The 22,755-nt window shown below is 58.4% G+C and carries 19 protein-coding genes; 7 read left to right on the forward strand and 12 right to left on the reverse strand.

Annotation, left to right across the window (positions count from 1 at the left end; all coding sequences use genetic code 11):
• Positions 1-21 precede the first annotated feature (21 nt).
• From LN244_RS13415 to LN244_RS13440, 6 genes are all read right to left on the reverse strand, one after another.
• Positions 22-3,585: a YhdP family phospholipid transporter gene (locus LN244_RS13415; protein WP_239040286.1), complete on the reverse strand. Its 3,564-nt coding sequence runs from the start codon at positions 3,583-3,585 to the stop codon at positions 22-24.
• A 12-nt stretch (positions 3,586-3,597) separates the two neighbouring features.
• On the reverse strand, positions 3,598-5,067 hold the full coding sequence (rng, locus tag LN244_RS13420; RefSeq protein WP_239040287.1) for a ribonuclease G: 1,470 nt from the start codon (positions 5,065-5,067) through the stop codon (positions 3,598-3,600).
• Between the two features lie 15 nt (positions 5,068-5,082).
• On the reverse strand, positions 5,083-5,679 hold the full coding sequence (locus tag LN244_RS13425) for a Maf family protein (RefSeq protein ID WP_239040288.1): 597 nt from the start codon (positions 5,677-5,679) through the stop codon (positions 5,083-5,085).
• Positions 5,680-5,684: 5 nt separating this feature from the next.
• Positions 5,685-6,173, reverse strand: coding sequence for a rod shape-determining protein MreD (gene mreD, locus LN244_RS13430; RefSeq protein ID WP_239040289.1), 489 nt, complete (start codon positions 6,171-6,173; stop codon positions 5,685-5,687).
• Positions 6,166-7,020: a rod shape-determining protein MreC gene (mreC, locus tag LN244_RS13435; RefSeq protein ID WP_338037896.1), complete on the reverse strand. Its 855-nt coding sequence runs from the start codon at positions 7,018-7,020 to the stop codon at positions 6,166-6,168. The genes mreD and mreC overlap by 8 nt, the downstream gene beginning before the upstream one ends.
• Before the next feature lie 75 nt (positions 7,021-7,095).
• Positions 7,096-8,133 carry a rod shape-determining protein gene (locus LN244_RS13440; protein WP_239040290.1) on the reverse strand — a complete coding sequence of 346 codons (1,038 nt, stop codon included), beginning with the start codon at positions 8,131-8,133 and terminating at the stop codon, positions 7,096-7,098.
• A 199-nt stretch (positions 8,134-8,332) separates the two neighbouring features.
• Here LN244_RS13440 and gatC point away from each other — a divergent pair, with 199 nt between their 5' ends.
• From gatC to gatB, 3 genes are read left to right on the forward strand one after another with little or no spacing between them, the layout of a single operon-like run.
• A complete protein-coding gene (gene gatC / locus LN244_RS13445) occupies positions 8,333-8,620 on the forward strand; it encodes an Asp-tRNA(Asn)/Glu-tRNA(Gln) amidotransferase subunit GatC (RefSeq protein WP_239040291.1) in 288 nt (95 codons plus the stop codon).
• 27 nt (positions 8,621-8,647) lie between these two features.
• On the forward strand, positions 8,648-10,105 hold the full coding sequence (gene gatA, locus LN244_RS13450; protein ID WP_239040292.1) for an Asp-tRNA(Asn)/Glu-tRNA(Gln) amidotransferase subunit GatA: 1,458 nt from the start codon (positions 8,648-8,650) through the stop codon (positions 10,103-10,105).
• A 2-nt stretch (positions 10,106-10,107) separates the two neighbouring features.
• Positions 10,108-11,562, forward strand: a complete 1,455-nt coding sequence (gatB, locus tag LN244_RS13455) for an Asp-tRNA(Asn)/Glu-tRNA(Gln) amidotransferase subunit GatB (RefSeq protein ID WP_239040293.1) — start codon at positions 10,108-10,110, stop codon at positions 11,560-11,562.
• Positions 11,563-11,652: 90 nt separating this feature from the next.
• Here gatB and LN244_RS13460 read toward each other — a convergent pair whose 3' ends face one another.
• From LN244_RS13460 to rpe, 3 genes are all read right to left on the reverse strand, one after another.
• Positions 11,653-12,240 carry a hypothetical protein gene (locus tag LN244_RS13460; protein WP_239040294.1) on the reverse strand — a complete coding sequence of 196 codons (588 nt, stop codon included), beginning with the start codon at positions 12,238-12,240 and terminating at the stop codon, positions 11,653-11,655.
• 130 nt (positions 12,241-12,370) lie between these two features.
• Positions 12,371-13,051, reverse strand: a complete 681-nt coding sequence (locus LN244_RS13465) for a phosphoglycolate phosphatase (protein WP_239040295.1) — start codon at positions 13,049-13,051, stop codon at positions 12,371-12,373.
• Positions 13,051-13,725 carry a ribulose-phosphate 3-epimerase gene (rpe, locus tag LN244_RS13470; protein ID WP_239040296.1) on the reverse strand — a complete coding sequence of 225 codons (675 nt, stop codon included), beginning with the start codon at positions 13,723-13,725 and terminating at the stop codon, positions 13,051-13,053. The genes LN244_RS13465 and rpe overlap by 1 nt, the downstream gene beginning before the upstream one ends.
• Before the next feature lie 110 nt (positions 13,726-13,835).
• Between rpe and LN244_RS13475 the strand changes: the two genes are divergently transcribed.
• Positions 13,836-14,876, forward strand: a complete 1,041-nt coding sequence (locus LN244_RS13475; protein WP_239040297.1) for a DUF3530 family protein — start codon at positions 13,836-13,838, stop codon at positions 14,874-14,876.
• A gap of 1 nt (position 14,877) precedes the next feature.
• Here the strand turns inward: LN244_RS13475 and djlA are convergent, their stop codons facing one another.
• From djlA to LN244_RS13490, 3 genes are read right to left on the reverse strand one after another with little or no spacing between them, the layout of a single operon-like run.
• Positions 14,878-15,699, reverse strand: a complete 822-nt coding sequence (gene djlA, locus LN244_RS13480) for a co-chaperone DjlA (protein WP_239040298.1) — start codon at positions 15,697-15,699, stop codon at positions 14,878-14,880.
• 11 nt (positions 15,700-15,710) lie between these two features.
• Entirely contained in the window at positions 15,711-16,397 is a 687-nt protein-coding gene (gene murU / locus LN244_RS13485) for an N-acetylmuramate alpha-1-phosphate uridylyltransferase MurU (protein WP_239040299.1), read from the reverse strand.
• Entirely contained in the window at positions 16,398-17,432 is a 1,035-nt protein-coding gene (locus tag LN244_RS13490) for an aminoglycoside phosphotransferase family protein (RefSeq protein WP_239040300.1), read from the reverse strand.
• A 118-nt stretch (positions 17,433-17,550) separates the two neighbouring features.
• On the opposite strand from LN244_RS13490, the gene lptD reads away from it, so the two are divergent.
• Genes lptD through pdxA form a run of 3 tightly spaced genes read left to right on the forward strand, consistent with a single transcriptional unit; the run spans position 17,551 to position 22,755 of the window.
• Complete coding sequence (gene lptD, locus LN244_RS13495) at positions 17,551-20,484, forward strand: LPS assembly protein LptD (RefSeq protein WP_239040301.1); 2,934 nt, start codon at positions 17,551-17,553, stop codon at positions 20,482-20,484.
• Positions 20,471-21,760: a peptidylprolyl isomerase gene (locus LN244_RS13500; RefSeq protein WP_239040302.1), complete on the forward strand. Its 1,290-nt coding sequence runs from the start codon at positions 20,471-20,473 to the stop codon at positions 21,758-21,760. Before lptD ends, LN244_RS13500 begins: the two co-directional genes overlap by 14 nt.
• A 2-nt stretch (positions 21,761-21,762) precedes the next feature.
• Complete coding sequence (pdxA, locus tag LN244_RS13505; RefSeq protein ID WP_343774079.1) at positions 21,763-22,755, forward strand: 4-hydroxythreonine-4-phosphate dehydrogenase PdxA; 993 nt, start codon at positions 21,763-21,765, stop codon at positions 22,753-22,755.

The following is a 22,755-nucleotide window of genomic DNA, read 5'->3' on the forward strand; positions in this document are numbered from 1 at the left end:
TTCAGTTCTGATCAGGCCCGGCTAGTTCTCGGACCCGGCCTGCAGCTCCAGCTGTGGGTCATCCCAGTGCCCCTTGAGACTGTATTTGAGCGTACTGAAACGCTCCAGCTTGTCGCCGATCAGCTTATCAATGACAAATACGGCTCCGGCAACCTGCGGCGCACCCAGCAAAATTGCCGCCAGCGGCGCATTACTGGTGATCGGCAAGGTCACCTCGACCCTGTTATCCAGCTCTTCAGCGGCCAGGTCTACATGTCCCGTGAGTGCCATATTGGCAGAAGGCCCTTCCATACGTAGCGGCTCGAGCGTCGTCGCTACCCCATTTTCGATGCGATAATGGCCACTGATACGGTCGAAGCTAACTCCTCTCTTGAACAGGTCACTGAAGTCCAATCTGAGCCGGCGAGCCAGTGAATTGAAATTGAGGATACCGAATATACGCAGGAAATTGGTGCTGTCTGCGGTTTCAATCAAGCGCGTCTCGGCCGTGCTGAACTGAAACTCGCCATCTAGCTGAGCCAGGTCGAACTGCCAGGGAGCGTTCGGCCACTGCAACTGCAACATGGCTTCAACCTGCTGCGTTTCCATGACGCGGCCATGACCCCAGCTTTTGAGCAACCGCCCCAGATCATCCCCGACCAGCTTGAGCGTCACCGCCGTTGAGCCACCTTCAGCCTGAATCCAGTCGGCTTCACCTCGCAATACAAACTGCTCGGGATAGGCCTGCAGGTCACGAATCCGCAGACGACCGGGACTTGGCTCCAATGCAAAGCGCCAGTCTCCCAATGGCTTCTGAGCAAACCACAAGTCTTGAATTCTCACCCTTGCAACCGGCAGTTGACCTCCGAACCTGTTCGCAACCGCCGGTGTCGCTGATACACCTTCAGCATCCGTTGCTTGCTTAGCGGGCATCAGAGCATCCAGCTGCAGATGCTCCAGATCGAGCGATAGCGGCTCAGACTCGTTTGCCAGAACAAGATTCCCCGTCAGCTGAGGGTGCTCGAACCTGAGTTCCAGTGGCTCGCCAGACGACTGTGCGCTCACTTTAAGCGGCGCTATACCATCGGCGGGCAATTGCAGGTCCAACGATTTGACCATCACTTCTGGAGACAGGCCAAGCTTCAGTTTCAGCGGTGCTATCTGTTGTACAGACTTGGCCAGGATACCCGGCAACTCCAATTCAACGCCCTGGAGATCGGATTGGATCTCCAGTTGTGGGCACTCTTCCCTTTCTGAGCATATCTGCAACTGCCCCTGCCAGGCAGTTGTCCCTTTTGTCAGCTGCAACACCGGCAGTTGCAGCCACCGCTGCAACCGCTCCATCTCGGCACGCCCCTCCAGCTGAATACGGTAACGCTCACCTTCCGTTTTGATATCGGCGGAAACCGGCTGCTCAAGAAAGCGGCCCTGCAGCCCATCAGCATTCAGCCCTGCACCCGTGGTGTATTTCAGGACTCCTTGAATGTCACTGACATTCAAGTTGCCGCTCTGTCCTGAAAGGGTCACATCTTCAAGAGCGACATTAAGGTTAACCAATGGCGGTTTCGCCTGCAGCGGAATACCCAGGCCTAGTCGACTAAGGGCCTTGCCCTCGCTCAAAGACCAGTCACGAATCGATGGCCCTAGTACCTTTGCCAATGGCGTTTCCTTCAGCACATGATCCAGATCACCCACCGGCCCATTGAGTTCAGCCTCAATCTGCAATTGACGCTCTCCGGGTGGCAGGTAAACCCAGCCGGAGGTAATCGTGCTGTTCAACAGTCGCGCCCGGTTGATATTGATCGCCAGTCCCGCATCACGTACCAGCACAAAAAGATCCGCATCTTCGACCGCCGGCCATTCGGGTTGATAGGCCAGCTGCCCCTCGGCCACATCGAAGAACAGCTGAACCACGGGAGCGCGTGGACTGTCATTCCTGCGCGTTCCCGTGCGCAGCAGCAGCCCCCCCTGTCTCAGTCGCCCCCCTTGGAGCGCTTCCTCAAGCCAGCGATGCAGGCCTTCTCCGACTTCACGTGCAGGCGTGTAGATGGAGGCCTGAGAGCCATCGCTGTCCGTCATGCCGATCAAAAGCACCAGCTCACTTTGTTCACCGCGATCAAAGGGCAAATCGATACTGAACCGACCTGATGCCTGAATATGCGGATCCTTCAACTGCAAACGCTCACTGGCGACACGAATGCCACGATCATCCAGCGCCCAGGTGATACGTCCCTGTGCCTCTGGATAACGCCACTGATTCGAGAACAGTTCCGGAAAGTGCATGACAAAGTCATCACTGATCAAGTCGATCCGTCCTTGTCTGAGCCCTGCTTTCAGACTGCCACTGATCCCCTCCAGTGCCGGGGCACCATGCCAGGCGGCAACCTGTAAACGGTCCAAATCGGCTTCAAATTGTAAATCCTGCCAGTTGGCGCCAGCAGGACTTTGCACACTCAACTGCTGCAGTTTGCCTTGAGGGTTTAACGCCTCCAGCAACTCGCCCGCCTTCACAGGCAGCCCCGGCGCCTGCGCCAGCCAAGACGACAATGCGCCCAGGTCCAGCTCGGCTACACCAGCCTTCCAAGTATGCGGTTGTAATGACAAGGGTGCCTGTACCATCAGCATGGGGAGCTCAAAGCGACCTGCTTCATGAGCCAGCTGCAGCTGTGTCAGCTGCAGCTGGTATTCATCCCCCCTTGGCTGCAAGCTGGCACTGAAGCCCCCTGAACGCGGATAGGGCAGCCCTGCTTCGGCAACGTCCAGCTGCTCAAGTTCGACCTCTGCCTGCACATGTTGCAACTGCCGTTGATCGAACGAGCTCCAGATCCGCGTATTCAGGTTCAGCTGTTCAATCCCGAGCTGCTGACCAAAAAGTTGAAACAGTTCCGGGCCCAAATGATTCAACTCAAGATACAGTTGATACCGAGCATCCAGCGCTCTTTGCTTAACCGACTCGGCCTCAACGATGAACTTCATTTCGGCCGCCTCACCCAGAAGGGGCATCCGGAAAAGCCCGCTCAGACGATGATCCTGGCGGGCATTCTCCAGCTCCAGGTCAGCCGGCGTAATGACAAGACTCTGCCCCTGCTCTGGCACCAGAGTCAGTTCCACATTACGGATCACGGCATAGGGCTGTTGCAGCAATACCGCTACAAGTCGCTCCCACACTGCTTCAGCAATCCCTTCTGACGTCGCCCCCGGGGCCGCTCCGGGACGGTGTAACCAGGCACCACCCCGCTGGTTCCATCGGATACTGACATCACTGGCTTCGAAACGGTGAAAAACAGGTGCACGGGATAACAGGGAAGCAAAAGGATCCAGCTCAAGGGTCAACTGCTGCAGCTTAAGGTGCCCTTCAATACCCTCGTCTGAACTGGTGCGAATACTGATGTTCTGAGCGTTCAGGACAGGGTAGGCATAGTTCCATTGCCCCTGTAACCGGCCAATATCGACGGGTACGCCGAGCATCTCGCTGAGCACTGCCTGAATATTCGGGCGCCAGCGATCAATGTGCTGCAGGCCCAGACGCGCCGCTGTCAGCAGCAGTGCCAACAGCAGCAGAAGAACGACACTGAGCCACCAGGCCCTGCTCAGATGACGGCGCATGTCCCTGCTCGGTCAGCGCAGGACAACATCGAACTGTTCCGGCGTATAGAGCGGCTCGACCTGGAAACGCACGGTTTTGCCGATGAAGTCCTCCAGTTCGGCAACATAGTCGGAAGCATCATCCAGCAAATGATCCACCACGGACTGAGCCGCCAGGACCAGATAGGTTTCGGTGTCGTAGGCTCGGTGCTGACGCAGGATTTCACGGAAAATCTCGTAGCAAACCGTTTCCGGAGTTTTCAGAGAACCCCGTCCCTGGCAGTGACTGCAAGGCTCACAGAGAACCTGCTCCAGGCTTTCCCGGGTACGCTTACGCGTCATTTCAACCAGGCCCAGCTCCGATACGCCCGTGACCTTGCACTTGGCATGATCCTTCTCCAGCACGCGCTCAAGCGTGCGCAACACCTGACGCTGATGATCCGGATCTTCCATATCGATGAAATCGATGATGATGATCCCGCCCAGATTGCGCAAACGCAGTTGGCGGCCAATGGCCGTTGCCGCTTCCAGGTTGGTCTTGAAGATGGTCTCTTCAAGATTGCGGTGGCCAACAAAAGCGCCGGTGTTCACATCAACCGTGGTCATCGCCTCGGTCTGGTCGAAGATCAGGTAGCCGCCGGACTTGAGCTCCACCTTACGCCCCAGCGCTTTCTGCATCTCCTCCTCGACGTTGAACATGTCGAAAATCGGCCGTTCGCCAGGGTAGTACTCGAGCTTATTTTCGATCTCGGGCACCAGCGCCTTGACGAACTCACTGGCCCGCTGAAAGGTTTCGCGCGAGTCGATACGAATGCGCTCGACGCCGGCATGCGCCATATCCCGCAGAGCACGCATATTGAGCGGCAAGTCTTCATAGACGATGGCCGGTGCCTTGACCTGCTTGATCTTGTTACGGATGGAGTCCCACAGACGACGCAGGAACTGAAGATCACTGGCCAGCTCGACTTCAGACACACCTTCCGCCACGGTTCTCAGAATAACGCCCCACTCCGGCGTATTCGACTCGTCCTGCATGAGTTCCTGCATCTGTCCGCGCAGGCGATCACGCTCTTGCGGGTCTTCAATACGCTGGGACACACCGATATGTGTGCTGCCTGGCATCAATACCAGATAACGGGAAGGAATGGAGATATGGGTGGTCAGGCGGGCCCCCTTGGTTCCGATCGGATCCTTGGTCACCTGCACCAGCAACGACTGCCCTTCACGCAATACCTGAGCAATGGAGGTGCTGTTGCGTTGTTCGCTGGGCATCGACTGATCAACCACTTCATCCACATGGATAAAAGCCGCTCTTTCCAGACCGATATCAACGAACGCCGCCTGCATTCCGGGCAATACCCGAACCACTTTGCCCTGATAGATGTTACCGACAATACCGCGACGTTTGGCCCGCTCCACATAGATTTCCTGGGGCATGCCGTTTTCGATCACTGCCACGCGCGTTTCCATCGGCGTGAAGTTGATCAGGATCTCCTCACCCATCCTCTGTGTCCTCGATCAGCTGTTTTTAATGATTATCGACTGCTGCCAGATCGGGATATCGAACTGTTGCAACAGAGCGGCCGTTTGCATCAGCGGCAACCCTACAACTGCAGAGTAACTGCCTTCGATGCCGCGTACCAGCACCGCTCCCAATCCTTGTATGCCATAAGCTCCGGCCTTGTCGCAAGGCTCCCCGGTGCGCCAGTACGCCCGACAACGGGCCTCATCCAGTTCGACAAAGGCAACGTCCGTAATGACTGTCTCGACACACTGCCGCTGATCATCCACAAGCGCGACCGCAGTCATGACCTGATGCTGACGACCAGACAGCAGCATCAGCATGCGCACCGCATCCGCTTCATCGACCGGCTTGCCCAAAATGCATCCATCCACAACCACGCTGGTATCTGACCCCAATACGACCGTGCCCGGATTAAGCTGCTGGCAGGCGCGCGCCTTTTCCAGTGCCAATCGTTCCACATAGGCACGCGGGGGTTCATCCGGCAGTGGGGTTTCATCAATATCCACCGGACGGCAGGTAAACTCTACACCGATCTGAGACAGAAGCTCACGACGACGCGGAGAAGCAGATGCAAGGATCAGTTCAGGCATAACACTCATTGAATATAGAAGGTGTGGCGCACGGCGCGCAGCAGAAGGTACAACCAGGGCCAAACCAGGGCACTGACCAGGGACGGCAACAGAAACAGCAGGGAGTCACCGGTGGTGCCCGTGATGCTTTGCATCCAATGAAACAGCAACTGATTGATACCGACCAGTACCAGCACCATCAGGGACTGCTGCCAGAGCGGGAACATGCGCAGGCGTTTATACAAGACAAGCACAAAAAAGGCGATCAGGGTGAGGGAAAGAGCACTCAGACCCAGCACGCTGCCGCGTACCACGTCGAGCAGCACACCGAGCATGAAGGCACTGCCCAACCCGACACGGTGCGGCAGCGCCATCACCCAGTAAATCAAAATCAGGACGATCCATTCCGGCCGCGCCCACACGAGCATTTCCGGCAACGGCATCTGGCTAAGTACCATGCCGACCAGAAAGGTGGCAAAGATAATCAACCCGCCGCCGCCACGCTGTTCAGCCATCCACGGCCCCTTTTGCAAGCCCGGCGGGTTCAACGCGGTAATCCACCAGCAGCAGGTGGCGGCTGCGATCCAAACGCGCTGTTGGCTCAGCCTTGACAAGCGTAAACGGACGACCTGGGTCCCGGATCACTTCCTTGACTCGTGCCACCGGATAGCCTCGCGGGAAACGACCGCCCAGCCCGGATGTTACCAACAGGTCACCTTCGCGGATATCAGCCGTATCCGGCACATGTTCCAGTTCAAGCTCATCCAGCGCGCCCTTGCCGAGAGCGATGGCGCGAAAACCGTTGCGATTGACTTCAACCGGAATGGCTGAGCGGGCATCGGTGATCAGCATGGTGCGGTTGGTATAGTGAGCCAGTGATACCACCTGTCCCATGACACCGCCGGCATCCAGCACCGGCTGGCCGGCAAAGACGCCGTCCTCAGAGCCTTTGTTCAGAATCACTTCGTGCTGGAAAGGGTCAGGGTTCACGCCGATCAACTCAACCAGACGCGTTTCAGGCTCCAACCGTTCACCGGCCCCCAAAAGCTCACGCAAGCGGATATTCTCTGCCGCCAGCGCTGCCATCTGTTGAACCTTACGCTCTAGCACCAGCGCTTCGGATTTGAGTGCCTCGTTCTCCCGCACCAGACTGGCACGATCGACCAGCACATCCGAAAGGCTGTCTGCTACCCGGGTAGGAATATCGACGACCCACTGCAGCGGCGTCACCAACAACGAAAGCCAGGCACGCCCCTCTTTCAATTTCGGCCAGTTCAAGTCGGCCACAATCAGCAGGCCGGCCAGCACGACCAGCAGCAGAAACAGACGGCGCGGAGAGCGACCGCGGAAAATGGGATTAATGGCTCACCTCCCGGACAACCGTCCACCGTCGCCGGGTACCCCATTCAAATTCACGCTGTCCGCGCACCGCCACCGTCACTCGCTGGTCAAAATTTCAAAGGTATGCTTATCCAGCATTTCCAATGCCTTGCCACCACCACGGGCAACACAGGTCAGCGGATCTTCAGCCACGATCACCGGCAGGCCGGTTTCCTCACTGACCAGACGGTCAATGTTACGCAGCAAAGCACCACCACCGGTCAGCACAATACCATGCTCAGCGATGTCGGCCGCCAGTTCCGGCGGGCACTGTTCAAGCGCGCTTTTTACCGACTGCACGATTGCGGACAGGGGTTCCTGGAGCGCTTCGAGGATCTCGTTGCTGTTCAGTGTAAAGCTGCGCGGAATCCCTTCGGCCAGATTACGGCCACGTACATCAATCTCGAGGATTTCGCTGGACGGGTAGGCGGTACCGATCTCCTGCTTGATCCGCTCGGCGGTCGAATCACCAATCAGGCTGCCATAGTTGCGGCGCACGTAGGTTACAATCGCCTCATCAAAGCGATCACCACCGACGCGAACCGATTCGGCATAGACGATACCGTTCAAAGAGATCACCGCGATTTCGGTGGTACCGCCACCGATATCCACGACCATCGAGCCGCTGGCTTCTTCGACCGGCAGACCGGCCCCGATCGCGGCCGCCATCGGCTCGTCGATCAGATAGACCTCACGGGCTCCCGCACCGATCGCCGATTCCTTGATGGCACGACGCTCAACCTGAGTGGATTTGCACGGCACACACACCAGAACACGCGGACTCGGTGTCATAAAGCTGTTGTCATGCACCTTGCTGATGAAGTACTGCAGCATTTTCTCTGTGACATGAAAATCGGCAATCACGCCATCTTTCATCGGTCGAATAGCGGTAATGTTGCCCGGCGTACGCCCAAGCATGCGCTTGGCGTCCGCCCCAACAGCGGCGACCGACTTCTGATTGCCGTTTACCCGAATGGCCACAACGGATGGCTCATCCAGCACGATATCCTTGTCACGTACGTAAATCAGTGTGTTGGCGGTGCCCAGATCAATGGACAGGTCACTGGAAAACAGGCCTCTAATTTTCTTGAACATGTTGCTGTGGGTACCCTGAGATTAGGCGGAGCGGCCGCTAGTCTGAAAGCACACAACTCTAACAACGGCAGGGATTTTGGGCAAGGTACAAACATGCTATCTTATGCGCCATTCACCCTTTCCAAATTCAATCGCGACGGGGCTTTCGGCGTTAAGCCGCCCTCAAGCGGACAGACTGATCAAAGCGAGAAGCGGACCTATGTCACTGGACCGATCCGATGTGGAACAGATAGCCCATCTGGCACGATTGCAGATCGATGCGGCCGATATCGACAGCTACGGCCAATCCCTCAACAGCATTCTGAGTCTGGTGGACCAGATGCAGGCCACCAACACCGAAGGGGTCGAGCCCCTGGCTCATCCCCTGGACGCCGTACAGCGCCTGCGTGCCGACGAGGTTACCGAAAGCAACCAGCGTGAAGTACTGCAATCGGTCGCACCCGCCACCGAGGAAGGGCTCTTCCTGGTACCCAAGGTCATCGAATAATCCGCCCTCAGGTTCAAGGACATCGACATGTTTGACAAGACACTTGCCGAGCTCGCCCAAGGGCTGGAGCGCGGCGATTTCAGCAGCAGCGAGCTGACCCAGGCCTACCTGCAGCGTATCAACGCGCTGGACAGCCGGTACAATTCATTCATTACCGTCACCGAAGAACAGGCACTGGCTCAGGCCAAGGCCGCTGATGAGGCCCGTGCCGCGGGCAACGCCGGTGCATTGTGCGGTCTGCCGATCGCACACAAGGATCTGTTCTGCACCCAGGGAGTACGCACCTCCAGTGCATCAAAAATGCTGGACAACTTCGTTTCCCCTTATGACGCGACCATTGTCAGCCGGCTGAAGAACGCCGGCACCGTCATGCTGGGCAAGTTGAACATGGACGAATTCGCCATGGGCTCCTCCAACGAAAGCAGCTTCTACGGCGCCGTTCGCAACCCCTGGGATGCCGAGCGCGTCCCGGGCGGCTCGTCCGGCGGCTCCGCGGCAGCCGTAGCGGCAAGGCTGACCCCTGCGGCCACTGGCTCTGACACCGGTGGTTCTATCCGTCAACCGGCAGCTCTGTGCGGCATTACCGGTCTCAAGCCGACCTACGGCCGTGTATCCCGCTATGGCATGATCGCCTTCGCTTCTTCACTGGATCAGGCGGGCCCCATGGCACAGACCGCCGAAGACTGCGGCATGATCCTGAATGCCATGGCCGGTTTCGATCCCATGGATTCCACCAGCGCCGAGCGCGACATGGAAGACTTCACCGCGGCACTCAACCAGCCACTGGCCGGTCTGAAAATCGGCCTGCCCAAGGAGTACTTTTCCGAGGCGCTGGACGCCGGTGTCGCCGAGCAGGTGCGTAACGCAGTGACCGAGTTCGAGAAACTGGGCGCGACCGTCAAAGAAGTCAGCCTGCCCAACACCGAACTGTGCATCCCGGCCTACTACATCCTGGCCCCGGCAGAAGCGTCCTCCAACCTGTCCCGTTTTGACGGCGTACGCTACGGCTACCGTTGCGATAACCCGGTCGATCTGGAAGACCTGTACAAGCGCAGCCGCGGCGAAGGCTTCGGCGCCGAGGTCAAGCGCCGCATCATGGTGGGCACCTACGCCCTGTCCGCGGGCTATTACGACGCCTATTACCGCAAGGCGCAGCAGATTCGCCGCATGATTCAACAGGACTTCATCAACGTGCTCAACGACGTCGATGTCATCATGGGGCCGACCACACCCCACCCGGCATTCAAACTGGGCGAGAAGAGCAGTGATCCGGTCTCCATGTACATGGAAGACATCTTCACCCTGTCACTGAACCTGGCAGGCCTGCCGGGCATCTCTGTACCCTGCGGCCAGACCGGCGGTCTACCGGTGGGCCTGCAGATCATCGGCAACTACTTCGCCGAGGCCAAGCTGCTCAACATCGCACACCAGTTCCAGCAGACAACTGACTGGCATAAACAGATCCCGGCCGGAGTGGAGGTGTAATCATGGAATGGGAAGTTGTTATCGGTCTGGAGATCCACGTCCAGCTCGCCACCAAGACCAAGATTTTCTCGGGCGCCAGCACCGCTTTCGGTGCCGAGCCCAACACCCAGGCCTGTGCCGTTGATCTGGCCCTGCCCGGCACCCTGCCGGTGTTCAACGAGAACGCGCTGCGCATGGCGGTGATGTTCGGACTGGCGGTCAACGCCGAGATCGGCAAGCGCTCCGTATTCGAGCGCAAGAACTATTTCTATCCGGACCTGCCCAAGGGCTACCAGACCACCCAGCTGGCTGAGCCGATTGTCGGACCGGGCTTTGTCGACATCGAAACCGATGAGGGTGTACAGCGCCGCGTGCGCATCCATCACGCTCATCTGGAAGAGGACGCCGGCAAGTCGCTGCATGAAGATTTCCACGGCATGTCCGGCATCGACCTCAACCGTGCCGGCACCCCGCTGGTCGAGATCGTGTCCGAGCCGGATATGCGTTCCTCCAAGGAAGCCGCAGCCTACGCACGCAAGATCCACGCCATCGTCACCACGCTGGGCATCTGCGACGGCAACATGGCCGAAGGCTCCATGCGCTGTGACTGCAACGTATCCGTACGCCCGAAGGGCCAGGAAGAGCTGGGCACCCGCACCGAGCTGAAGAACATCAACTCATTCCGCTTCATCGAACGCGCCATCGACACTGAAGTGGCGCGCCAGATCGACCTGATCGAAGATGGCGGCAAGGTGGTGCAGGAAACGCGCCTGTACGATCCGGATAAAAACGAAACCCGCAGCATGCGTTCCAAGGAAGAAGCCAACGACTACCGTTACTTCCCCTGTCCGGACCTGCTGCCTGTGATCATCGACGACAGCTACATTGAAGCAATCCGCGAAACGCTGCCGGAGCTGCCGGATGCCCGCCGTGATCGTTTCATGAGCGAGTACAGCCTGTCCGAATACGATGCAGGCGTGCTGTCTGCCTACCGCCCCCAGGCCGACTACTACGAACAGGTCGTCAAGCAGTCCGGCGATGCCAAGCTGGCCGCCAACTGGGTGATGGGCGAACTGGCCAAGTTCCTCAACCAGAACGACACCGATATCAAGGACAGCCCGGTCAGCGCCGAACAACTCGGAGGACTGCTGGTCCGCATCAAGGACAACACCATCTCCGGCAACATCGCCAAGAAGGTGTTCGAGATCATGTGGAGCAAGGGCGGCAGCGCTGACGAGATCATCGAAGCCGAAGGCCTGAAACAGGTTACCGACACCGGCGCGATCGAAAAGATCGTCGACGAGGTGATCGCCAATGCCGACAAACAGGTGGAGCAGTACAAGGCCGCCGAACCGGACAAGCGCGGCAAGATGATCGGTTTCTTCATGGGCCAGGTGATGAAGGCGACCGGCGGCAAGGCCAACCCGGGCGCCGTTACCGGCATCCTGAAGCAAAAGCTGGACGCGCTCTGCGACTGATAGCGCTGATCACACCCCATACAAAAGACCGGCCTTCCGCGATGGAGGCCGGTCTTTTTGTTTTCTGCCACAATACATGTGATCAAAGCATCAATAGGGCTCGCGACCAACAAAGCTGCAGTCCAGCTCTCCCTTGAGGAAACCGTCAGAGTCGATCTGCCGCAGCATGCCACGGCGATAGTCTCGATAATGCCCAACAGCCACAACACAGGCCTCTGGTTGATGCCGAGCAGCATACTCGCCAGGACAGATCTGTACACGCTGACCATCAAACCAGGCAATGGCTTCACGAGCCCGCGAGGACCGGCCTGTCTCGTAAAGATCAACCTTCATGCGCACCCCCAGCACCAAATCCAGCGCAGCCGGTTCAAGCCGCCTCCACTTCCCTGATCGGTGATGACTGACCGGCTCCAGCACACACTGGACCCGTTCACCATATTTAGCCTGGTGCCTCAGCAGCATCAGCTTATTGGCAGCCTCACGCGCTTCTTCAGCGCGCGCCTCGGCTTCCCGAGCCAACCTGAGATTACGCGCCTGATCCAGCTCAGCCTGTTTCTGGCTCGCCTCAAGCTTTTGCTGTGGTGATAGCTCTCGCCAGCTTTCCTCGTCCAATCCAAGTGGATAGGTCGTGCAACCCGAAAGGGCAATCGCCAGCACAATCGGTGAAAAAGCGCGCATCAGTCCAGATTCCTTTTTTGGCTGAGGGTTAATATCCAATACGTCGGTCAAGCTGCCTTACCATGCCAGGACCTATTCACAGATACCTGGCAATCCAATTGAGCGAACCATCCGGCTATCTGGACGCCTTTCACATCAACTCGGCAAAACTGTCCACAACCCGGTCGGGCGAGCAGGCTTCCACTGGCTCTCCGTGGTTATAACCATAACTGACGCAGATCACCGGGCAGCCAGCAGCACGTGCAGCCACCACGTCGTTGCGGGAGTCCCCCAGCATAAGTGCCTGTTCCGGTGCGCAGCCTGCCGCTTCAAGGACGGTCAGCAGCGGCAGGGGATCAGGTTTTTTCACCGGCAGGCTGTCGCCGCCCAGCACCTGATCGAAATAGTGATCAATACTCAGCGCCTTGAGCAGCGGCGTGGTAAACGCTATCGGCTTGTTGGTGATGACCGCCATGGGCACACTGGCCTGCCGCAAGCAGGCAAGCAGCTCTTCCACACCCGGGTACAGCTTGCTGTAGCGTCCATTGCTTTGCGCATATGCCGCCAGAAAGACATCAAAAGCCGCCTGGAACAACTCAGGCTCCACTGCCTCCTCGGTCGGGTACATCTCGCCACTGAGGGCACGCTTAACCAGCACCTGCGCGCCGTTGCCCACCCACTGACGCACCCGGTCTTCACCCGCAGGCTCTCGCCCAAGCGCTTGCAGCATGTTATCCACAGCAGCCGTCAGATCCAGAGCACTGTCTACCAGCGTGCCATCCAGATCAAACATCACGCAGGCAGGCAGCTCTCCATTAAACAGGCTTCGCATCAACTGGATACCTTGGCCAGTTCAGCACGCATGTGCGCGATGGTGGCCGCGTAATCGCCGGTATTGAAGATGGCTGAACCGGCCACGAACGTATCGGCACCGGCTGCTGCAATCTCGGCGATATTGCCGATACCGACACCACCATCCACCTCCAGACGGATGTCAAAACCGCTGTCATCGATACGCTGGCGCACTTCACGCAGCTTGGTCAGAGTCGACGGGATAAACTTCTGGCCACCGAACCCCGGGTTGACCGACATCAGCAGAATCATGTCCACCTTGTCCATCACGTGGTCAAGGTAATGCAACGGAGTCGCCGGGTTGAATACCAGACCGGACTTGCAACCACCATCACGAATCATCTGCAGGGAACGGTCGATATGCTCAGATGCTTCCGGGTGGAAAGTGATGTAACTGGCCCCCGCCTTGATGAATTCACCGATCATGTGATCTACCGGCTTGACCATCAGATGGACGTCGATCGGGGCTTCTATACCGTAGTCACGCAGCGCCTTGCACACCATGGGACCAATGGTCAGGTTGGGCACATAGTGGTTGTCCATCACGTCAAAGTGAACAATATCGGCACCTGCTGCCAATACGTTTTCGACCTCTTCACCCAAACGGGCAAAATCAGCAGAAAGGATGGAAGGAGCAATTTTGAAATCGGCCATGGTCATTCGTTCGTTGGTTAACATTTGCGCCATTGTACCCCAAGGAGGACAGGGGATTCAGCCTCGAAAACAGGCTTGCGGGCCGGGAACGAAGGCTCGATAATCGTGGCATGTTGAAATATGCCCCGCTTCTGCTCTGCATCCTGAGTCCCCTGTGCCTGGCGGCCGAACAGCCACGCCACAGCGCCGGCATTGACGACGCCAACCGGCAGGTTCTGCAACAACTGGACAGCAGCCATGAATTGCTGGATATCCAGGCCAATGACGACCGATTCAGCCTGCTGTATCGGCCCGCCATGACCCCCAGGCCTCACGGTGCACTGCTGATCATTCCTGACCCTGGCACAGGTAAAGGCTGGCTGGAGCAAGTTCGAGCACTGACATCCTACCTGCCGGAACACGGCTGGTCCGTATTGGCGCTGGAGCCTCCAGCACCTCCTCTTCCTCAGCTGCCTGAGCGTTCTCTGCCGGTGATGACCGCCATTAAAACGTCACCCGGCAACGACTCGCCAGCAACAGCAGCAGAGACACCACCCCCTGCCGTCCCTGCGCCTACGGCTCCCCCGACCGAGGTAACTGCCGATTCTGCCGACATCACAACACCCCAGATACCGCCATACCCAGAGCAGTTGCAGCAACGGCTTGATCTGGCATGGCAGGCGCTGGAACAGCGGAACAAAGGCAAGCAACAGGTTCTGATTGGAATTGGCAAAGGCGCCATATGGAGTACCATACTTGCCATCAAAGAAGGGAAAGACACCGCACTGGTTCTGATCAACCCGGCCCCTGACACCCTGGCGAAGACGTCACTGGAGACTTTGCTGACAGAGCTCGAATTCCATCAGGTGCTCGACCTCTATTACGCTCCTCTTCCGGGCTACCCCGACGCCGAACCCAGTGCCGGCCTGCGACGACTTGAAGCTGCTCGTCTGGGGCTTAGCCGATATCATCAAAGCCGGTTACCCGGGGTATTCAGGGGATGGCATAGCGATATGCCTCGGCTGGCGAGACATGTTCGAGGCATGCTGGAGCGCACTCTACTCAGCCACACCCCCAGAGATGAGCCCGAAACATCACCCGCCGATGGAGCACTTCCGCAAACACCCCCTGGACGGGCGGCCTTACGACAAGCGCCTCAGGCACAACGATGACTCAGCGCATCCCTCGGGCTGCCTTGATGCGGTCATAGGCTGCCTGAATTTCCTGAGTTTTCTCCTTGGCCAGCTGCACCATATCTTCCGGCAGTCCTTTAGCGATGAGCTTGTCAGGGTGGTGCTGACTCATGAGTTTGCGCCAGGCTTTTTTCACCTCGGCGTCACTGGCCTCGGCACTGACACCGATAACACCGTAGGCATCGGCCAGCAAACTCGCATCGTTCACGCCACCGCCATGCTGATGGGAGTCCCAGGAATGGCGGCGAAAGGCATCCTCAGCCCTCATCCGCGACATCAGCAACTCCACTTCCTGCTGTGAAAACTGCAAGTGAGCAAACACTTGTTGCAGTACTGCCTGCTCCGCCGCACTGACTTCCCCATCTGCCATGGCCGCCTGTAGCTGGATTTCCACGAACATCAGCTTCACGGCCGCACGCTGACGCAGCAGAATCGCCAGTGGCCGCATTACTTCAGCGATATCGAAAGCTTCACTCTTGCCTTCGTTGAAGCACTCGATCGCTTCCATTCGACGCGCTTCACTTAACCCCATGCGCGTCATGACTTCACGTGCAAAAGCAATCTCGCTTTCACTGACCCGGCCATCGGCCTTGGCCAACTTACCCATCACGCAGAAGGTCGCGCGAAAAAACAGCTGCTGAGGGTTATAGGCTCTGAGCTTGTTGCTCAGTGAGCGCTGCAACAGAAACCCGACAGTACCTCCGAGCAACAACCCTATCGGACCTCCGGTCAACAGACCAATGAGTCCCCCCACTATCAGACCGGTGCGAAACTGTTTCAGTTGGGCGATCAAGTCCTGCATGCTCTCTCCTCTCAGATATCACCGGCCCGCAAGCGCCGATCCAATGCCTGCAAACGCTCCGGCGTCCCCACATCCTCCCAGTACCCCTGCAGCCGACTACCGGTAACTCGTCCTGCTGCCATCGCCTGTCGCAACAACGGCGCCAAGGCAAAGGCCTGCTCATCGACACCGTCAAACAACTCAGGAGTCAGCACACTCATGCCGCTGAAAGTCAGCCGACAATCCCCATCCACGGACACCTGACCATTCGCTGCCAACGCAAAATCGCCTTCCGGGTGCCACTCGGGATTGGCTGTCAAGACCAGGTGCGCCCCTCCTGGAGGCGGATTTATCTGCAACAGGTCAGCCAGAGGCTGGGTACTGAACAGATCCCCGTTGACAACAATGAACGCGGATTCACCTTGATCGCAGAGCAGTGGCAGTGCCTTACGAATACCACCACCTGTTTCCAACGGTTCTGACTCCGCGGAGTAACGAATGCGAGCACCGTATCGGTTACCGTCGCCCAGGTAAGCTTCAATCTGCTCACCCAGCCAGGCATGGTTGATGACAATTTCCCGGACACCCGCTGCGACCAGTCGCTCGATATGATGTTCAATCAGGCATTTCCCGCCCACTCTGAGCAACGGTTTGGGTGTCGTAAGCGTCAGCGGACGCATGCGCGTACCCAGCCCCGCTGCCAGGATCATCGCTTTCATTCAAGCCCACCAATGCGCCAGCGACTGATCCTTGAAGCGAGGATGAGCCTCAAAAGCAGGGATCACTCGCTTCTCCAGCCAGCGGGTAAAGGTATCCAGTTCCTCGTAACGGGCGGATACGCGATAGAGATAGGACAGGGTCCGCGGCAGATCATCCAGATAGCCCTCCTTGCCATCCCGCAGCCAAAGGCGACTGAAGATACCCAACACCTTCAGGTGACGCTGCATCCCCATCAAGTCGAACTGCTGCTGGAACAGGGCGGATTCGGCCACTTCGATTCCATCTTTAAGCAAGCGCTGCCGGAAAGCTTCCACCCAGAACCGGACCTGTTCATCCGGCCAGTCAACGTAACAATCACGCAGCAGCGACACCAGGTCGTACGTCACCGGCCCTTTGACCGCATCCTGAAAGTCGATCACGCCAAGCCCTTGCGTGGGCCGCAGCATCAGATTGCGCGAGTGATAGTCCCGGTGAACACTGACCTGCGGCTGCGCCAGCGCAGACTCAATCAGCAGCTTGGCCACCAGACCAATCAGGGTGTATTCCTCTTCCGAAAGCTCCAGCCCCAGCAGGCGAGTCAGAAACCATTCCGGAAAAAGCGCCATCTCACGCGCCAGCATCACCCGGTCATAGGGTGGCAACTGAGGATTATTGGTGCGCTGAATCTGACGCAGAATCTCCATTGCCTGAGCGTAGTGCGCTTCGACACTGACGTCATCGAGCCCAGGCAACAGGAGCTCATCACCAAAGTCATCCAGCAGCATGAACCCCTGCTCAAGATCGCTGGCGATGACCCGCGGCACCGGCACGCCCTGAGCCAGCCACCCCTGAGCGACGGCGATAAAGGGTTCACAGTCTTCATGCTCCGGCGGCGCATCCACGGCAATCCAGCTGCCTTCCTCGCCCCGCGCACGGAAGTACCGGCGAAAACTGGCATCACCGGAAACCGGCTCCAGTTCGGCTGCAACCTGCATTTCCTGATCTTTCGCCTGTTGCTGTACCCACTGTGAAAGCTGCTTCAGCCTCTGCCCCATTCGCTTCTATCCTCTAGCACTTGAAGTTGTGAATGCTTTATCATGCATGGTTCGATATGGTACTCGACTTGAGAGCTGGCGTGAAACCAGCCATCGACCGCAACTGGATAGCGACCTGATGCCCTTTGACACCCGTGCTGCATTTAAACTGACACTGGCGGTAGCTGCTGCGATCAGTGCACAGACACTGCATGCTCAGGAGAACCCCGAGCGCCTTTGGAGCTGCAACCTGACGCCCAGCGGCGAGTGGGACTGCGAAGTCAATGAAAGCCTGATGCAACAGCAGGCCCAGCAGAATGAACTCTCTTCTCAGCCGCGTCAGATCCCGAGCAGCGATGGATCCCAGCAGCAGTCGGAGCAAACACGTACCGCATCACAGGACTCTGTGCCGACATCAAAACCCGCTGATGAGACTGTAGCGGTTGAGCCGGTTTCACCGGCTCCGGCTGCGGCGGTCATCACGACGGCGGCACCGGCCCCCATCGCCTGGCCCGAGCCTGCCGGAAGCCAGCCGACGCAGACCGCAACACCGGCTACCGCATCGGCGCCTTCAGCTCAGAATGACTGGAACTGTGTCGCCTCCGGTGACAGCTGGGACTGCAATCAGCAACCTGCCCCAGGTCGAGCCCCCCAGGTTGCCGGCACCGCGGTTCTCGGCCGCGAACAACAAGTTGCAGTTGCCGGCAAGCCAGAGTGGAATTGTGATGCCAGCGGCAATAGCTGGGACTGCAAGGAGGTTCCGGGCGCTGCTCCCGCGGCAACAAGCTTTGCCTCCCTGAGTACGCGAACACCCGCCAGTGCAGCCGCGCTCGACTGGTACGCCTATGCACCGGGCGAAGCCCCCGGTGCCTGCCGAGGACGTTATGTTGAGCCGGACTTCGTTTATCTGGAAGACGACCGCCCGCTTGACCAGCAGCCTATCTACATCAACGCTCTGTCATCCACCACCGAGATTGGAGGTGTCACCCGACTGGACGGTGGCATTCAGTTGCAGCGTGGCGGACGTCTGATTACCAGTACCCACGGCGAACTTGATCAACAGGCCCAATATGCTCGCCTGTTCGGTGAAGTCCGTTATCGTGAAAAAGGACTGCTGTTGACCAGCGAACAGGCCGACGCGAACCTGCTGAGCGGCGATACACGCTTTCACAATGCTCAGTACGTGATGCATGAAGAACACATGCGTGGACAAGCCGGCCTGATCACACGATTCGGAGACAGTCGCATCGGGCTGGAAGAAGGCTCTATCACCTACTGTGAGCCGGGCAGTAACGCCTGGCAGATTGCAGCCAATAGTATCGAGATCAATCCGGAAACCGGTCGAGGTGTTGCCCGCCACGCCACACTGGATGTGGCAGGCATTCCTGTACTGTACACACCCTATCTGTCGTTCCCGATCGACGAGCGACGTCAGTCCGGCTTCCTGTATCCCAGCATCAGCTACTCCGAAAGCGATGGTGTCGATATCTCCGTGCCCTATTACTTCAACCTGGCCGAGAATTTCGATGACACCCTGACACCTCGCCTGATCAGTGAACGAGGCCTGTTGCTGGAAAACGAATTCCGCTACATGAACCGCTGGTCACACAATGTCCTGAGCACCGCCTGGCTGGCCGACGACAGTCAGTACGATGACTCCCGCTGGCTGCTCGGGCTTGAGCACCAGGGCTCACCGATGGAACGACTCTACACCCGCATCGACTACACGCGTGTCAGTGATGACGACTATTTCGAAGACCTGGGCACCAGTCTCGATATCCAGCGGCATGACCATCTGGATCAGCTGCTCGAACTGCGCTATCTCCAGCCTGACTGGAACCTGACCCTGCGCACCCAAGGCTACCAGACGATCGACGGCACTTCCCCTTACGAGCGGGTACCGCAGCTTCTGCTCAACGGTGGCCGAAACCGTATCGGCGGCCTGCTTGATGTGAGTTACAGCGCAGAATACACCCGCTTCGAACGCGACCTGACCGGCACTTATGCGCCGGTCGACGATGCGGATGCAACCATCGGCGATCGCATCCACTTGCGTCCCCGACTGGGGCTGGCTTTTGAGCGCCCCTGGGGCTACCTGCGTCCAAGCGCCATGCTGTGGCACACCCAGTATGATCTGGATAATGACAGAGATGCCGATCTTGGCGGCAGCCAGACCGTCAGCGCCAACGTGCTGAGCATCGATTCAGGTCTGATTCTTGAACGTTCACTTGAGCTGGCCGACGGGCAATATACCCAGACCCTCGAACCCAGGCTGCTGCTGTTGCACGCTGACGCGGACGATCAGAGCGAGACCCCGGCGTTTGACTCTTCGCAACTCGATTTCACCTATTACAACCTGTTCCACGAAACCGGCTGGAGCGGCAATGACCGCGTTGCCGACACCAGTCAGGCGACTCTGGGCCTGTCCAGCGCCATCTACTCGGAACAGGGCAGGGAAAAACTGCGGGTCGGTATTGCTCAGGCCTATTATTTCCAGGATCGCCAGGCACCCGCTTTGCGTCCGGGTGACGTCACTGGGACAGAAAGCAGTTCCAACCTTGCCACCCTTCTGAACTGGAACCTCACGCCCAGCCTCCGCCTGACCCATAACGGCGAGATTGACCGTGATGGCTTCGAGGTGCTGGAGCATAACTACAAGCTCAGTTTCCTGCCTGACGACAAACGCCTGCTCTACGTGAATTACCGCGACAACATCGACAAGTACAGTGATGCTCCCACGGACCCACGTGCTCACCAGCAGCTGGATATTGCCTTCCGCTGGCCCCTGGGCGACAGCTGGACAGGCTATGGCCGCTGGCAGCAGGATCTGGACAACAGCGAGAACCTTGAGACCTTGTTGGGTGTCGAATATTCCAGCTGCTGCTGGAAAGTCCGCCTGACCGGACGCAGCTGGGTCGTAGACCCGAGCAACAACATCAATGAATTTGAAACCGACAACGGTATTTTCCTGCAGTTTGTGCTTCGTGGACTGGGCACTTTCGGCCAGGGACAGGGACGCGAATTCCTGGAAGAACTCACCGGATATGACGAGGATGACAATGGCGCTTTCTAAACTCAGACAGCCCCTTCTGGCCCTGGCGCTGCTGACAGCCCCACTGGCTTCACTGCAGGCCGAGGTACTGGACCGTGTCGCTGCGGTCGTCAACGAAGATATCGTACTGGAAAGCGAGCTGGACCAGCGTCTTGAGTTGGTCCGCCAGCAGATCGCCGCGCGCCAGGAAACCCGGCTGCCACCGGAGGACGTCCTGCGCCAGCAGGTGATGGACCGGCTGATTCTCGAGCGTATCCAGCTGCAGATCGCTGAAAGCCAGGGTATCCGCGTTTCCGATCGCCAGCTTAACGAGGCGCTTAACCGCATCGCCGCGCAGAACAACATGACGCTGCCCCAGTTCCGTGACGCCCTGATGGCAGAAGGTCAGGACTACGCCCTGGCACGCGAACAGATCCGCCGCGAAATCCTGCTCACTCAGGTTCAGCAAAGCAGCGTCAACCGTCGCATCAACGTATCCGAACAGGAAGTGCAGAACTTCCTCGACTCCGAACTGGGCCAGCAACAGATTCAGGCTGAATACCAGCTGCGTAACATCCTCTTTGCGCTGCCTGAGAGCGCCACCCCCGAGATGATCGGTCAGACTGAAGCCAAGGCGATGGAGGCACGACGCCAGCTCGAACAGGGCACGCCCTTTGCTGAACTGGCCATTGCCGTATCCAACGCGCCCAATGCCCTTCAGGGTGGAGAGTTGGGATGGCGCCGTGAGTCAGAGTTACCGCAAGCACTGGCAAAGGCAATCAACAAGCTTTCTCCCGGCGAAGTGAGCCAGCCGGTCCGTACGCCTGGCGGATTCCACCTGCTGTTGGTGGAAAACAAGCGTGGCGGCAAAGTCCAGCTGGTTGAACAGACGAAAGTGCGTCATATCCTGTTGACGCCGAACGAGATCCGCAGCCCCGAGCAGACCCGACGCCTCATCGATGACCTGTACCAGCGCCTGCGTGAGGGTCAGCCCTTCGATGAACTGGCTCGCCGTTACAGCGATGACGCAGCCAGTGGCTCTCAGGGCGGCGATCTGGGCTGGACTCAGGACGGCCAGATGGTACCCGAGTTCGAGCAGGTCATGAACAGCACCAGCAAGGGTGAAATCAGCGAGCCCTTCGAATCCCGTTTCGGCTGGCACATTCTGCAGGTCCAGGATTATCGTACCCAAGACCTCGGTGAAGAAATGCTTGAATCCCAGGCCCGCAACAGCATCCGTCAGCGCAAGTTCAGCGAGGAACTGAGCAACTGGCTGCGCGAGATCCGTTCTCAGGCCTACATTGAGCGCAAGATCTGATCGTGAGCTGTCCGCGCATTGCCATCACCCCGGGAGAGCCGGCAGGCATAGGCCCCGAGCTCTGCGTTCAGCTGGCACAGCAGGCACACCCCTGCCAGCTGATCGCGGTTGCCGACCCCGAGCTGCTGCTGGCGCGTGCCGAGCTGCTCGGTCTGCCGCTGCAGATATTGCCCTTCCATGCGTCGACGCCAGCTCAGCCCGCCCCGCCAGGCAGCCTTTACTGCCATCCTGTTGACCTGACGGCTCCGAGCCAGGTCGGGCAACTGGACCCGGCTAATGCCGCCTACGTGCTGAGCACCCTAAAAGAAGCCACGCTGGGATGCATGTCAGGCACCTTCGATGCGCTGGTGACGGCACCGGTGCACAAGGGCGTGATTAACGATGCCGGCATTCCTTTCAGCGGCCACACCGAGTTTCTTGAGGAGATGACCGGCAGCCACAAGGTGGTGATGATGCTGGCCACCGAAGGCCTGAAGGTTGCATTGGCAACCACTCACCTGCCTTTGGCCGATGTACCTGCTGCGATCACTCGCCCGCTATTGCAGGACGTGATCGAAGTATTGCTTCATGACCTGACCCGCTCATTCGGTATCGACCAACCGCGTGTATTGGTGGCAGGCCTAAACCCTCATGCAGGAGAAGGCGGTCATATGGGACGGGAGGAGATCGACACCATCACGCCCGTTTTGGATGATTTCCGCGCCCGTGGCGCCCGACTGATCGGTCCATTGCCAGCCGACACCCTCTTTACCGAACATCATTTGCAAGACGCCGACGCAGTGCTGGCGATGTACCATGACCAGGGATTGCCTGTCCTGAAATACAAGGGCTTCGGTCGTGCCGCCAACATCACACTTGGCCTGCCTATCATCCGCACTTCGGTCGACCACGGGACTGCCCTGGATCTGGCCGGCACCGGACGAGCGGATGTGGGCAGCCTGCAGACGGCTCTTCAGTTCGCGCTGGATATGGCGCGCCACCAATCAGGTAACTGA

The organism is Marinobacterium sediminicola, from assembly GCF_022343685.1.
GTDB classification, from domain to species: domain Bacteria; phylum Pseudomonadota; class Gammaproteobacteria; order Pseudomonadales; family Balneatricaceae; genus Marinobacterium; species Marinobacterium sediminicola.

Coding starts and splice junctions, on each gene's coding strand:
- gatB (WP_239040293.1), top strand. CDS start 10,108: ATGGAATGGGAAGTTGTTATCGGTCTGGAGATCCACGTCCAGCTCGCC.
- LN244_RS13475 (WP_239040297.1), top strand. CDS start 13,836: ATGTTGAAATATGCCCCGCTTCTGCTCTGCATCCTGAGTCCCCTGTGC.
- LN244_RS13440 (WP_239040290.1), bottom strand. CDS start 8,133: ATGTTCAAGAAAATTAGAGGCCTGTTTTCCAGTGACCTGTCCATTGAT.
- gatC (WP_239040291.1), top strand. CDS start 8,333: ATGTCACTGGACCGATCCGATGTGGAACAGATAGCCCATCTGGCACGA.
- LN244_RS13500 (WP_239040302.1), top strand. CDS start 20,471: ATGGCGCTTTCTAAACTCAGACAGCCCCTTCTGGCCCTGGCGCTGCTG.
- LN244_RS13425 (WP_239040288.1), bottom strand. CDS start 5,679: ATGCCTGAACTGATCCTTGCATCTGCTTCTCCGCGTCGTCGTGAGCTT.
- rpe (WP_239040296.1), bottom strand. CDS start 13,725: ATGGCCGATTTCAAAATTGCTCCTTCCATCCTTTCTGCTGATTTTGCC.
- LN244_RS13490 (WP_239040300.1), bottom strand. CDS start 17,432: ATGGGGCAGAGGCTGAAGCAGCTTTCACAGTGGGTACAGCAACAGGCG.
- gatA (WP_239040292.1), top strand. CDS start 8,648: ATGTTTGACAAGACACTTGCCGAGCTCGCCCAAGGGCTGGAGCGCGGC.
- djlA (WP_239040298.1), bottom strand. CDS start 15,699: ATGCAGGACTTGATCGCCCAACTGAAACAGTTTCGCACCGGTCTGATA.
- mreD (WP_239040289.1), bottom strand. CDS start 6,173: ATGGCTGAACAGCGTGGCGGCGGCGGGTTGATTATCTTTGCCACCTTT.
- rng (WP_239040287.1), bottom strand. CDS start 5,067: ATGGGTGAGGAGATCCTGATCAACTTCACGCCGATGGAAACGCGCGTG.
- murU (WP_239040299.1), bottom strand. CDS start 16,397: ATGAAAGCGATGATCCTGGCAGCGGGGCTGGGTACGCGCATGCGTCCG.
- lptD (WP_239040301.1), top strand. CDS start 17,551: ATGCCCTTTGACACCCGTGCTGCATTTAAACTGACACTGGCGGTAGCT.
- LN244_RS13460 (WP_239040294.1), bottom strand. CDS start 12,240: ATGCGCGCTTTTTCACCGATTGTGCTGGCGATTGCCCTTTCGGGTTGC.
- LN244_RS13415 (WP_239040286.1), bottom strand. CDS start 3,585: ATGCGCCGTCATCTGAGCAGGGCCTGGTGGCTCAGTGTCGTTCTTCTG.
- LN244_RS13465 (WP_239040295.1), bottom strand. CDS start 13,051: ATGCGAAGCCTGTTTAATGGAGAGCTGCCTGCCTGCGTGATGTTTGAT.